Origin of the sequence: Kordia sp. (assembly GCF_045105435.1) — a bacterium.
Taxonomy (GTDB): domain Bacteria; phylum Bacteroidota; class Bacteroidia; order Flavobacteriales; family Flavobacteriaceae; genus Kordia.
Genome location: NZ_JBGCDL010000385.1, coordinates 1 through 13,516, shown reverse-complemented (window position 1 = coordinate 13,516; position 13,516 = coordinate 1). Strand labels below are relative to the sequence as shown.

Below are 13,516 nucleotides of genomic sequence, written 5' to 3'. Positions count from 1 at the left end.
GTTTTCCAATTTCCGTTAGGATCGTGGTATTGAATAGATTTTGCTAGTAATTTAGGACCTGTAAGTTCTTGTGCGAAGGAAATCGCGACAGCTAAAAGAAAAATATAGGTAAAAAATGATTTGTTCATGGGTAGATACGCTAAAAATTAATGAAGTGTAAGATAGTTATTTTTAATCAGATGAAAGAACGGTATAAACAGACTAAAATTTTTGTGAAACAAAAAAAACACAGCGCGCGGCTGTGTTTTTTAACTATGCTTAGGTATAAAAATACTATTCAGTTTTTCCTGCCTCGCCAGTATCTGATTCTGGCTTTTTGGTAGGTTTTTTTTCAGGTGTGTCTGAAGCAGGTTTTTTAGCTTCAGGAGTTTTTACCTCTTTCGTTTTTGCTTCTGGTTGTTCTTGAACTGTAGTACTTTCTTCAATTGAAATTGTTGCAGGTTTTACAGAAGCATCGTGAGCATCATGATATTCTTCTAAAAGGTTCATGGTTGCGTTTAGTAAATCTTTTGTCTCTAATAACAAGCTAAAGTATAGCGTTGTATTCTTTGGACTAGATTCTTCCGTTCTTGTGCGCGCTACTTGCACTTGAATTTTCTGAGATACCAAATCAAAAACTTGCTTCTTATTCTCTAAAATATCACCAATTTGTTCAAATGAACGTGAGTTAAAGGCAGCATTTGTATCATTAAATAAATTCTCTAATGCTTCATCAACTTGTTTTAACTCTTTAATTTGGTTGAATTTTAATTTCTTGTGATTGTTATTAATGTGCTTATGACTTACTTTAGAAATGTATTCTAATGATTGTGTCATATCTTGTAAGTATCCTAAAATATTAATGTAGAAGTTACTTGCACCAATACTTGATTCATCCAGATTTTTAATGAAATAAAAGATATTGTCACGCAGCTCATCAATTTCGGTAGAAAGCTTTACAATGTTCTTTTTATTCTTTTTAAGCATTGCTAAATCTTGTTTAGCCAAACCGTTAATTGCATTTGTGTAAATTCTGTTTCCACGTTTTACAACATTTGCAATATTATCTGCACTTTCGTGAATAACACCTTGTACAGAACTACTTTCTGTTTTCTGTAATTGATCTTCCGCTTTTGCTACTTTCGATTTTTTATTGTAAACAATAGTGCTTCTTACGAGTAATCCAATAGCGACTACTAATAGTATAGGAAACATTATTTCTATATTCAAGTTTAATAGGAAGGCTACTAAGCCAGCTGCGGTAAATGCGCTTAATGCGGTAAAGAACCAACCGCCAATAACATTTAATACACCAGCAACTCTATATACAGCGCTCTCAGCTCCCCAAGCTCTATCTGCCAAAGATGTACCCATAGCAACCATAAACGTAACATACGTTGTGGATAATGGAAGTCCTAAAGAAGTTGCAAGAGAGATTAAAACAGCAGCAACCATAAGGTTTACTGCGGCTCTTACCATATCGAAAGCTGGCATCTCGTATGTTTTGTCTTTAGATAACGCAATTACAGGCGTTTCAAATTGCTTCTCTATTTTTCGTTGCCATGATTCAGGTAAAATATAAGAGGTCATTTTAGACATTCCCATCGCCATTCTTACAAATCCCCTAGATAAAAAGTTAGGTTGAAAACGCTCTTTAGTTTCACCTTGACTCGATAAATCTAATGATGTTTTTACCACATTTTTAGCTTTGGTCGAAAACCATAATGTCACCACCATAATTAATCCAGCAATTACTAAAAGGAATGTAGGAGTCGTTACTTTTTTACCAATACTATCCATCGGGAACTTAGTTGCCGACAAACCTTGCGTATTTATCAAAGGATCCATGAAATCTGTATATGCTTGAAATGCTCCAGTTGATGGTCCGATGAAATTCACTAAATCGTTTCCTGCAAATGCCAATGCCAATGCAAACGTTCCTACAACAATAATTAATTTGTAGATATTCGTCTTAAAGAAATTCATTAATACATACGATAATAACGACCAGAAAACCATACTTATACTTACAATTGGAAGTACATATTTTTCAAGAAAACCTCTTAATGTTAAAGAAGCTGTGTCTCCATCAAATTTCACTAAATCTTTGGTCTTTTCAAGAAATCCCTTAGAGCCTTCTAAGGTTTCAAACGAAGTTCCTAAGTATTCATTCCCCCATTCAAGTAGGTTGTTTAATGGAACATTGTTTACAGTATCGACAATCGCTTTTGCGTATGCAGTTCCTTTGATTCCTTTCATGAAAATGAAATAGGTAATTGCAGTTAAAGCGATACCACCAAACAGTGCGCCAACCCATTTCGCTTTTTTCTCAAAGTTATACGATAATATAAGTCTGGAAATCCATTGGACAATGGCACCTATGGTAAAGGCTATAAAGACCGACAGAATAATTCCGAATATAATCTTTGTTGCGGTTCCTGTGTTTATATACTTTGTTAAGTTTGAAACATCTTCAGCATCATTAGCACCAATTTTTATCAATGCAATGGCTACAGATGCACCTAACAATTCAAATACAATAGAAACTGTTGTTGATGTTGGTAATCCTATAGAATTAAAGAAATCGAGCAGTAAAATATCTGTAATCATTACTGCCATGAAAATAATCATGATTTCTGAAAACATAAATTCTCCCGGATTAAAGATTCCTTTTCGGGCTACTTCCATCAATCCGCTTGAGAAAATGGCTCCGATAGCAACTCCAAGACTCGCTACAATCATAAGTGTTCTAAAAGAAATGGCTTTAGAACCTATTGCAGAATTTAAAAAATTTACAGCGTCATTACTAACACCTACTACTAAATCGGCAACAGCCAAAATAGCAAGGGCAATGATCATGTATAAGTAAATATTCTCCATAATATGGGTTTAAAAATAATATGCAAATATCAATAGTGTCTTCAAAGTTAATGTTACCTAAAGGTTATATCTTCTTTTAGAAATGGACATCAAATTGCAATCTGTACATTAATTGGTTATTACTATTTTCTTTAGACAAGTAGCTAATATCTGTCTGAATTTTTAATTTATGACCAACAATAAACTTAGAAACTCCTAAGGTATATTGTTGTTCTAGGCCTTTTCCAGTAATTCTATCAAGATCAATATTGGTATATCGTCCAGTAACTTCATAATTGTTATTAAATAAATATCCAGCTTGTAGGTTTAATCCGTTTCCTATTTGTACAATAGCTCCTGTTGCGGTTCCATCAGCATTTTTTGCAACAGCATCTTTTGCATCTCTACTAGCATATTCACCCATAAATGAAAATCCTCGATACTTTATCATAGCATCTACAAAAAAGGTATTGATGTTTGTTTCATAAAAACCAGTATCAGTTTCCATGTATGAACCTAAGTTACTTCTAGTTTTTACGGCGTTATTGTTAAAATCGTAGGTTGCTCCAACAGCTAATTTGAAGTTTTCTTCTCTTACCAAGTCACTTCCTTTAAGTTCTCCTTTTCCTTTAAAAGAGCCAAAAGGGAGCATTTCTATTCTTCCTGTATATTGATGTCCACCAAGGTTTCCTGTAGTTACATTTCTTCCTTCACCTTGAGAAATAGATACCTTTTCTCTAACTATAAAGTTTTCCGAAAGTTTAAAATGGTGTCTTAATTGTACTCCTACATCTCGATCTATATTGAATCGACTATTCACTAACGAACGATCTACCAATGATAAATCTCCCGAAGAAATAACACGTTCTACGTTTCCAGGTAATTTAGTTTGTCCTGCCCAAAGTGTAAAATTTCCATAGAAATTCCACTTAATCACAGCATCTAAAATATAGCGTGGTGCATTGTTTGTAAATTCGGAAGCGCCTCCAATATCTCTGTTAGACAATCCTAATTCAATTTTATATTGAAGCTTTGGAGAAAAGGCAAATCCTTTAAACTTTAAACGTGCTCTTCGGATAAGAAAGTTTGATTCTGGATTTGCAAGGTTACCATCTTCACTTTCCCATTCCGAAATAGCTAAAAATTGCATTCTAGCGGAAAGATTCATGCTCCAACTGTCATCTTCTCCCTTAATATCAAAAATTCCTTTTCCGAATTTAGGGGCTTTTACTTCTTGTGCTTGTGCGCAATAAACAGAGAATAAAATAATTGCACTTAATAATAACTGTACTTTTTTCATTTTTAGGTGTAAAAAAAATGATCATTTTTACGATAAGAAATCGTAAACTTTGATCATATATCTTAAATTTTATTTGCGTTGATTTCAACGCAAATAAAGACATACTTTGTTAAATTAATGTTAATCCGGGGTTAAGTAATTGTAATGGTTTTTTTAAAACAAAAACAACAATGCAATATCTAGAAATACATACAATTGGCATTTCTATTATTTATGTGGTATATTGCACGTAAAAATGCTACTTTCTACATGAATTGGGAACAATTACTCTCGTTAAAACGCCACGGAGATACCCATAAGCGGTTGCGTAAAGAACAGGATGAAACCCGATTGGGTTTTGAAGTTGATTACGACAGGGTAATTTTTTCATCTGCTTTCCGAAGCTTGCAAGATAAAACGCAAGTGGTTCCGCTATCTAAAACAGATTTTGTGCACACACGACTTACACACAGTTTGGAAGTATCGGTTGTGGGAAGAAGTTTGGGTAGAAAAGTTGGAACAAAACTCTTAGAAAAATATCCGCATCTAAAAGAAGTTCACGGATTTCAATTCAATGATTTTGGGGCTATTGTCGCTGCGGCAGCTTTAGCACATGATATAGGAAATCCGCCGTTTGGTCACTCAGGTGAAAAAGCGATTGGTGAATACTTTAAAATTGGAAACGGCACACAATTTCAATCAAAATTAGCACCAAAGGAGTTTCAAGATTTATGCGATTTTGAAGGAAATGCAAACGGATTTAAAATTTTAACCGAAAACCGCAAAGGTGTAGACGGAAGCTTGCGATTAAGCTATGCAACGTTGGGCGCTTTTATGAAATATCCGAAACAATCGCTGCCAAAAAAACCAACAACACACATTGCCGATAAAAAATACGGAATATTTCAGTCGCAAAAAGAAGCATTTACCGATGTTGCCAATGAACTCGGTTTAGCATCGCATGGAAAAGGAGACGACATTCGCTATGCAAGACATCCACTAACATTTTTGGTTGAAGCTGCCGATGATATTTGTTATACAATTATCGATTTTGAAGATGGAATCAATCTTGGGTTAATTCAAGAAGAAAAAGCACTCGAATATTTAATCAATTTGGTGCGAGATACTATTCAGAAAGAAAAATATAGCTTATTACAACATCGTGAAGATCGCTTGAGTTACTTAAGAGCGTTATCGATCAACACGCTTATAGAAGACGCAGTACGTATTTTCTTGGAAAATGAAGAAGCTATTTGTGCAGGAGAATTTTCTGTTGGATTGATGGAAAAAAGCAAATACAAAGCGCAAATAGATGATATTATTAAAATAAGTGTTGATAAAATATACAAAAGTAGCGAAGTCATAGAAAAAGAAATTACAGGATATCATGTATTGCAACATCTACTTAATACCTTTATCACTGCTGTAGAAAACCATCATAATGACTCACTTTCAAATTATGATAAGTTAATTTTGAAAGTTTTACCTGAAAATGTAGACTACCAAACAAACCATTTGTATAATCGACTTATGAATATTACCAATTACATATCTACATTATCAGATAGTAAAGCGGTAATTCTATTCAATAAACTTACAGCAAAAACTGTATAGATTTTATAAAATATAGCCTCTAAACTACATTAAAAAAGAAAATTAATGAGAAAGAAAACAAAAATAAAGGCACTTGCAGGTCTTTTATTTCTTGGAGTATTAGGGTATACTCTTAGTGAAACATTTGTTAGCAAAGAAAAAGAAAGTGTAATAACAAGCATTACACCACAAGAAAAACATGCTAATTTTTTAGCAGACAGTCCTTTTAAAGAAACACAAAAACTCACCAGAACAGCACGTAAAGCAAAAGGATTGCCCCCAAACGCTTACAACGAACAAAGGTGGGAACTAACGATGAATCCTAGTTTGGGAAGACCTACTCCTGAAAATATTCAAGAAATAGAGCGACAAATAGAACAATTTAACCTTCAAGGTCGTGCACCAGGTGATGCTATTGATAATACTTGGGAAGAAAGAGGTCCAAACAATATTGGAGGTCGTACAAGAGCTTTAATGTTTGATCCTAATGACATAAATAACGCAGATCCTGCCGATGATTACACACGTGTATTTGCCGGTGGAACTTCAGGCGGATTATGGGTAAATGACGACATTACAGATGCAAACTCTTCTTGGCAACTAGTCGAAGGATTATCAGGAAATGTTTCAGTTACGGTAATTATATCAGATCCGAATGACTCAAACACAATGTATTTAGCTTCTGGAGAATCGTATACATTCGGAGCTGCCGTAGGAAACGGAATATACAAATCTACAGATGGTGGTGTAACTTGGCAACAAATGTTGGGCGGAAATGCAGGAACATCTAACGATACAGGAGGCTTATTTTTTGTAGATGGTATATTTTACATAAACGATCTTGTTGCAAGAAACAACAACGGAACTACAGAAATATATGCAGCTGTAGCAAGTGCCGTATATGGTGAATCTGGCACGCCGTTAAATATCTTAGGTTTTGACGAAAGAGGTTTGTACAAATCAGATGATGACGGTGTTACCTGGTCACGTTTTCCAATTCAATATATGGATGGAAGCTACATGAATCCAAATGACATTGAAATCGACTTGGATAATAATATTTGGTTGGCAACAACAAGTGACTACTTCGGAAATCCAGGAGGATCAATTTTTTCTTCCACCGATGGGAACACATTTAATCTCGTATTCGCTTTGCCAAATACACAACGTACAGAATTAGAACCATCGTCCATAACGCCAGGTACATTTTGGGTTGCGGCTGATGTAGGAAGCGGATCGCAAGCAAACTTATACCAAACAACAGATAACTTTACTTCTATTACACTTTTAGTAGAGCCAAATGATGCAGATACCGGAATTCCAGCATCTGACTATACAAGACAACAAGCATTTTACAACTTACCTATCGAAGTAGACGAAAACGACAACCTGTATGTAGGTGGTATCGATTTATTCAAATTTGATGCTTTTAATAATGATTGGGATCAAATTTCCAAATGGCAAACCGGCGGCGGACAACAGAATATTACCGCTTCTTTTGTACACGCAGATCAACACGCAATCGTTTTTCGTCCAAATGATAACACGCAAGCAATCATAGGAAATGATGGAGGTGTTTATTACAGTGCCGATTTTGTAAACGCAGCAGGAAATGCAAATGCGATTCAACCTAGAAACCTAAACTACAATGTAACACAGTTTTACTATGGTGCCATTGGCGCTTTAGATACTGCTGATGGAGATGACTTTGCAGGAGGAACACAAGACAACGGAAGTTTAATTGCCTTAGATGCTACTGCTGGTGTAAACAGTTTAACCGAATTTTTAGGAGGAGATGGCGCATTTACCGATATCGATGACGAAGACGGATACATGATTGCATCCTTTCCATTTTTAAGTCATGCCTTTATTCCTTATCCAGGATTAAACTTTTCAGGAGCCTATTTTATTGCTAATGATGGAAATAGTGGTGATTTTATCAATACAGCCGAATTAGACAAAAACACAAATACTTTATACGCAAATACAACACTTGGTAATACGCCACGTATAGGGCAATTTACAAACATAACCAACGGACCTGTAAACATTGTCAGAGCCGATTTAACAAATGCATTACTGAACAGTCAGCCTTCAGCTTTTAAAGCGTCTACTGACGGACAAACATTGTATGCAGGACTTCGTAATGGACGTCTATTAAAAATTGAAGCAGCATTGACTACCATAAGAATTTGGTCAAACGTACAAGATCCAGGATTTGTGGGAAGTATTTCTGATATCGAATTCGGAGAAACAGAAGACGATTTATATGTTACATTTCATAACTACGGAGTAAACAATGTTTGGTATTCGCCAGATGCAGGACTAACTTGGGAACAAAAAGATGGAAACTTACCAGATTTACCTGTAATAACCATACTAAGCAATCCATTAGTGCCAGATGGAGCAGAGGTAATCATAGGAACAGATTTAGGAGTTTGGAGATCATCAAACTTCAATACGGCAAGTCCAACATGGATACGTTCTGACAACGGAATGCGTTCTGTGCCAGTATTAGATTTAGATTTAAGAGCAGCAGACAACAAAGTACTTGCTACAACCTACGGAAGAGGTTTCTTTACAGGTCAATTCTTACCAGGAATACTAAGTACAGAAGAATTTAGTGCAGCAAATAGCTTTTCTATCTATCCAACAATTTCAAACGGAAATATGACGCTTAAAGCAAAAAATAGCGGAAAAACAACAATCACTGCTTACACAATTGCAGGACAACAAGTAAGCGTAACGGAACTAAATTTAAGTAGAAATACAGCGTCAAACTTGAATCTTTCTGAATTATCCTCAGGAATTTATATTCTAAAAATTCAACAAAATGATGCTATAAAAACACAAAAAATAGTTATTCAATAACAAACAACATTGCTAAAAACAAAAGAGGCTGTCTAAAAAGACATAATTTCGTCAAACCGAACTTGATTCGGTTTCGCATAACAGTTGAAAATCAGCTTTATGAGATTCTGGATCAAGTCCAGAATGACGACTTTTAAAACTTTCCAGACTGCCTCTTTTTTTATATTGTATCGTGAAATTTTTACCAAAAGATAGTACTTTAGCACGAAAGAATTTTAGCATTCTCACTATCTAAACTATGGACAAAATAAACAAGAGAAGGGTATTTATAGTTTTACTATTTCTAGCTATTATTGGCTACATGCTTAGTAGTAAAAAGAAAAAAGAAGCATCGCAAAAAGAAGTTCCTGCCAAAATAGATGAAAAAAAACAACTGAATTCATCAGAAAATAAACTGCACTATAACTTTAAATAGTTGTTTTGATCTGACAAAAATAAAAAAGCGAATCTTACTACAAGATTCGCTTTTTCGGTTCAATTAAGTACAATGATGAAAAATTGATAATTTACAATCAGCCATCATAAATGTGTTTCCTCCTCCTTTAATTCGATCGAGAGATGTCTTTCCCTGAATCTCAGAAATAGATTTCTTGTTTAACTTCAATGAAGTGAAATTTTGTTTTTTATAATAAAATGGTTTAATGTTATATGCCTAAGTGCAATAAGTTATAAATTGTTACCCTTAATTTAGAAAGCTTTATTGCTTAATGTAGTAATGAAACTATGAGTTTCTTTAAAGCGTCTTCCGAAATTCCGCATTCATCATGCAATTCCGCAACTGTTCCATGTTCCACAAACACATCAGGAATTCCACGAAGATGAAGTGTATTTATGTAGTTGTTTTTTGTTGAAAATTCAGCAATAGCACTTCCAAATCCACCTTTAATCACACCATTTTCAAGTGTAACAATACTTTCATATTGGTTAAAAATTGTATGCAATAATGTTTCGTCTAGCGGTTTCACAAACTGCATATCATACAATCCAATTTCATTGCTCAAATCCATTTCATCAATCAACGTTTTTGCCATATTTCCAATATGTCCAACACTCAAAACGGCAATTTTAGTGCCTGCTTTCAAACAACGTCCTTTTCCAATAGCAATTGGTTCAAAAGGCTGTTTCCAATCTACAACCGATCCGCGACCTCTTGGATAGCGAATTGCAATCGGATGTTCCAAACCAAGTTGTGCTGTGTACAGTATATTTCTGAGCGCAATCTCATCAAAAGGAGCAAAAATGATGAGGTTTGGTATGCAACGCAAATACGCCAAATCAAACACACCGTGATGTGTAGCGCCATCTTCACCAACCAAACCAGCTCTATCCAAACAAAAAATTACAGGTAAATTCTGCAACGCCACATCATGAATCACCTGATCGTACGCGCGTTGCAAAAACGTAGAATACACATTACAAAACGGAATCAGACCTTGTGTAGCCATTCCAGCAGCTAGTGTAACTGCGTGTTGTTCGGCAATACCGACATCAAACGCTCTATCGGGAATCGCTTCCATCATAAACTTCAGCGAACTTCCTGTAGGCATGGCAGGCGTAATTCCGACAATCTTTTCGTTTTCTTGTGCCAGTTCTACAATCGTATATCCAAAAACATCTTGAAACTTTGGTGGTAAATGTGCAGTATCTTTTGGTTTCAATTCGCCAGTATGCTTATCAAACTTCCCTGGCGCATGATATTTCACTTGATCTTCTTCTGCTTTGCGAAGTCCTTTTCCTTTCGTAGTAATCACATGCAAAAACTTTGGACCTTGCACGGTTTTCAAACGTTCCAATTCGGCTACAACGGCAAAAATATCGTGTCCGTCAATCGGTCCAGAATAATTAAAATTTAAGGCTTCAAAAATATTATCTTGTTTCTGGGTTCCTTTCTTTACATTCGTCAAATATAGCTTCAATGCGCCGACACTTGGGTCAATTCCGATGGCGTTATCATTCAGAATAATCAACACATTTGTATCGGTTACACCAGCGTGATTCATGGCTTCAAATGCCATTCCGCTTGCAATAGAAGCATCACCAACCACGGCAATATGTTGTTTCGTAAAATCTTGTTGTAACTTGGATGCAATTGCCATTCCTAACGCTGCGGAAATTGCTGTAGACGAATGTCCAACACCAAACGTATCATATTCACTTTCAGTACGTTTTGGGAAGCCAGAAATTCCGTTTTTTCGTCTGTTCGTATGAAAAACGTCTTTGCGTTCCGTTAAAATCTTATGTCCGTATGCTTGATGTCCCACATCCCAAACAAGCAGATCATTTGGTGTATCAAACACATAATGCAGCGCAATTGTCAAGTCGACCACGCCCAAACTAGCGCCTAAATGACCTTCTTTCACAGACACAATATCAATAATAAACTCACGCAATTCTTTTGCGACTTGTGGCAAAGCTGCTTTTGGAAGCTTCCGTAAATCGATTGGTGAATTTATATGTGAAAGTAAATTTTTCATGCGCGAATTAAGAATGGTAAAATTACGATTTTTGAACTTGGTTCACTAAAAACTTAGTAATTTTGCATTATAATTCTTTACACATGCAACTCGAAAACATTTACGACGACAACTACTTTATGAAAAAAGCGCTACAAGAAGCCGAAATGGCGTTTGAAAAAGGCGAAGTTCCTGTCGGTGCTGTCATTGTAATTGACAATCGAGTGATTGCGCGTGGACATAACTTAACAGAAACCTTAAACGACGTGACGGCGCATGCCGAAATGCAAGCCATTACTGCAGCAGCGAATTTTTTAGGTGGAAAATATTTGAAAAGGTGCACACTGTATGTCACTTTAGAGCCTTGCCAAATGTGTGCAGGTGCGTTGTATTGGAGTCAAATATCAAACATTGTCTATGGCGCGCGCGATGAAGAACGCGGTTGCATTCAGCTAAACACAAAACTACATCCAAAAACGGTGATGAAAGGCGGAATTATGGCAGCAGAAGCTTCAACTTTAATGAAACAATTTTTTATTCAAAAGAGAAATTTAAATTAAATTTTTTTTGGCATAGAACATTGAGCGGAGCCGAAATGTAAATCCATAAAAAAACGCGCAATTTATATTGCGCGCATAGCTTGTAATGGTGGGTTTTTGAACAACTTATTCAATAATTTGTACTTGTGTTGCAACCATTCCTTTGCGACCTTCTTCCTCTTCATAGGAAACGTTATCGCCTTCGGCTAATACTAAGCCATTTAAATTGGAAACATGAACAAAAATGTCTTTCCCTGTGTCGTCGTTGGTAATAAAGCCAAAACCTTTGTCTTCATTGTAAAATTTAACTGTACCAGTCATTTGTGATAAAAAATAAAATTAATAATAACTAAGTTACTATTTTTCAAGCAAAACCACACAAATGAAAAGTACTTTTTATATTATTTTTTTCGAGAAAATTCATTCATTTCTTTCATATTTTCGTTAGAAAGTATAAAATCTTCCTTCTTTTTATTTTTATAGCGATGGTAAATAAAGAGCGGCATCCAAATAAATGAAAACGTTAAAACGCAAATACCAATTACTTTCTGATCGAAATTTTCTTCGGCAAATTCATAATTGTAAGCGAAAATTCCAACGCCCAATAAGGCAACAATTAAGATGATAAGAATGTATTTCATTTGTTTATTTTTTAGTCAATTTTGATCGAATTTAAAATGGCTTCAACTTTCTTCATTAATTGGATAAAGTCTTGAGTCTTCTTTGATGGATCCATCCAAAATGCGGTTGCTTTGGTTAAAACAATTTTTTCATCATGTTCCATAGCAATCATAAAAATCTCTAAAGGAATATGTGAAGCTTCCGCTTTACAAAAATAACGCATTGCTTTTTTTTCACCATACATTACTTCCTTTTTGAGTTTAAATTCAAAGTTTTTGAAAGATTTGCTTTTCAATATATCAGCTTCAAATCCTTTAGTGAATTCTGATAGTGTTACGTTATTTTTTGTGATTTGTAATTCGATTGTAACAGCAAACCCTGAAGATTTGTACTCTTGTTCCTTAATATAAATAAGATGATTTGGAGTTTCTTTTTCTTCCCAATGATTTGGAAATTCTATAGAAAAACCATCTCTTTCAACTTTTTTTAATTCTTGTGAATGTAGTATTGAAGTTGAAAATAAAATTAGAAAAATGCTTATAGCGAATTTCATATAAAATTTTTAGTTACCGCGTAAAAGTAATCAACTTTCTCCTATACGCCGTTAATAATTTAGATTTTGAGACGAATCCGTAATATTTTTCATCTTTCAAAACGGGCAAATTCCATGCACTACTATCTTGAAATTTTTTCATTACGGTTTTCATATTATCCGTTTCATAAATAATATAATCGGGCGCGTTGTGCATAATGTCATCCACGTGAAGTGAAGTGTACAAAGAAGTATCAAACATAAACTCGCGGATATCATCCAACAAAATAATGCCCACCAAATTTCCTTCATCATCAACGACAGGAAATAAATTTCGATTCGATTTCGCTACTGCTTCATGCAACATTTTTCCTAAGGTCATTTGTGGCTGAATGATGCTAAAGTTTTTCTCAATAACGCTGTCTAAAGCCATTAAAGTCAATACGGTTTCGTCTTTGTTATGTGTTAACAAATCACCTGTAGCAGACAATTCGCGGGTATAAATAGTATAATTTAATAGGTTTTTTGTGATGAGAAACGAAATCGCGCAGGTAAGCATCAACGGAACAAACAAATCATAACCGCCCGTAATTTCGGCAATCAAGAAAATAGCAGTTAATGGTGCATGTAACACACCTGCAATTAATCCTGCCATACCAACTAAAGTGAAATTAGCTTCCGAAACGGTAAATCCAAACTGATTGATCACTTTTGCAACCACATTTCCCAACGCACTTCCCATGACCATTGTCGGAATAAAAATTCCGCCCGAACCGCCAGCCGCAAAAGT

At 35.1% G+C, this 13,516-nt stretch carries 11 protein-coding genes; 4 read left to right on the top strand and 7 right to left on the bottom strand.

What is annotated here, in order from left to right:
• Positions 1-273 precede the first annotated feature (273 nt).
• Both AB8B65_RS19650 and AB8B65_RS19645 read right to left on the bottom strand, forming a co-directional pair.
• Positions 274-2,859, bottom strand: coding sequence for an anion permease (locus tag AB8B65_RS19650; protein WP_405302984.1), 2,586 nt, complete (start codon positions 2,857-2,859; stop codon positions 274-276).
• Positions 2,860-2,935: 76 nt separating this feature from the next.
• Positions 2,936-4,138, bottom strand: a complete 1,203-nt coding sequence (locus AB8B65_RS19645) for a porin (RefSeq protein WP_405302983.1) — start codon at positions 4,136-4,138, stop codon at positions 2,936-2,938.
• 249 nt (positions 4,139-4,387) lie between these two features.
• Between AB8B65_RS19645 and AB8B65_RS19640 the strand changes: the two genes are divergently transcribed.
• The 3 genes from AB8B65_RS19640 (at position 4,388) to AB8B65_RS19630 (ending at position 8,996) form a co-directional block, all read left to right on the top strand.
• Positions 4,388-5,731: a deoxyguanosinetriphosphate triphosphohydrolase gene (locus AB8B65_RS19640; protein ID WP_405302986.1), complete on the top strand. Its 1,344-nt coding sequence runs from the start codon at positions 4,388-4,390 to the stop codon at positions 5,729-5,731.
• 45 nt (positions 5,732-5,776) lie between these two features.
• Positions 5,777-8,581, top strand: coding sequence for a T9SS type A sorting domain-containing protein (locus AB8B65_RS19635; protein ID WP_405302982.1), 2,805 nt, complete (start codon positions 5,777-5,779; stop codon positions 8,579-8,581).
• 238 nt (positions 8,582-8,819) lie between these two features.
• Positions 8,820-8,996, top strand: a complete 177-nt coding sequence (locus AB8B65_RS19630; RefSeq protein WP_405302981.1) for a hypothetical protein — start codon at positions 8,820-8,822, stop codon at positions 8,994-8,996.
• A 289-nt stretch (positions 8,997-9,285) separates the two neighbouring features.
• Here AB8B65_RS19630 and AB8B65_RS19625 read toward each other — a convergent pair whose 3' ends face one another.
• Entirely contained in the window at positions 9,286-11,055 is a 1,770-nt protein-coding gene (locus AB8B65_RS19625) for a 1-deoxy-D-xylulose-5-phosphate synthase (RefSeq protein ID WP_405302980.1), read from the bottom strand.
• 83 nt (positions 11,056-11,138) lie between these two features.
• On the opposite strand from AB8B65_RS19625, the gene AB8B65_RS19620 reads away from it, so the two are divergent.
• Positions 11,139-11,594 carry a nucleoside deaminase gene (locus AB8B65_RS19620; RefSeq protein WP_405302985.1) on the top strand — a complete coding sequence of 152 codons (456 nt, stop codon included), beginning with the start codon at positions 11,139-11,141 and terminating at the stop codon, positions 11,592-11,594.
• A 105-nt stretch (positions 11,595-11,699) separates the two neighbouring features.
• On the opposite strand, the gene AB8B65_RS19615 is transcribed toward AB8B65_RS19620, so the two are convergent.
• The 4 genes from AB8B65_RS19615 to AB8B65_RS19600 form a co-directional block, all read right to left on the bottom strand.
• Positions 11,700-11,894, bottom strand: a complete 195-nt coding sequence (locus AB8B65_RS19615; RefSeq protein WP_405302979.1) for a cold-shock protein — start codon at positions 11,892-11,894, stop codon at positions 11,700-11,702.
• An 80-nt stretch (positions 11,895-11,974) separates the two neighbouring features.
• Positions 11,975-12,214 carry a hypothetical protein gene (locus AB8B65_RS19610; protein WP_405302978.1) on the bottom strand — a complete coding sequence of 80 codons (240 nt, stop codon included), beginning with the start codon at positions 12,212-12,214 and terminating at the stop codon, positions 11,975-11,977.
• Between the two features lie 11 nt (positions 12,215-12,225).
• Positions 12,226-12,747 (bottom strand): hypothetical protein, encoded by a 522-nt coding sequence (locus AB8B65_RS19605; RefSeq protein WP_405302977.1) that lies wholly within the window; start codon positions 12,745-12,747, stop codon positions 12,226-12,228.
• Positions 12,748-12,760: 13 nt separating this feature from the next.
• Positions 12,761-13,516 (bottom strand): chloride channel protein (locus AB8B65_RS19600; RefSeq protein WP_405302976.1); only part of this gene is annotated, 756 nt, incomplete at its 5' end.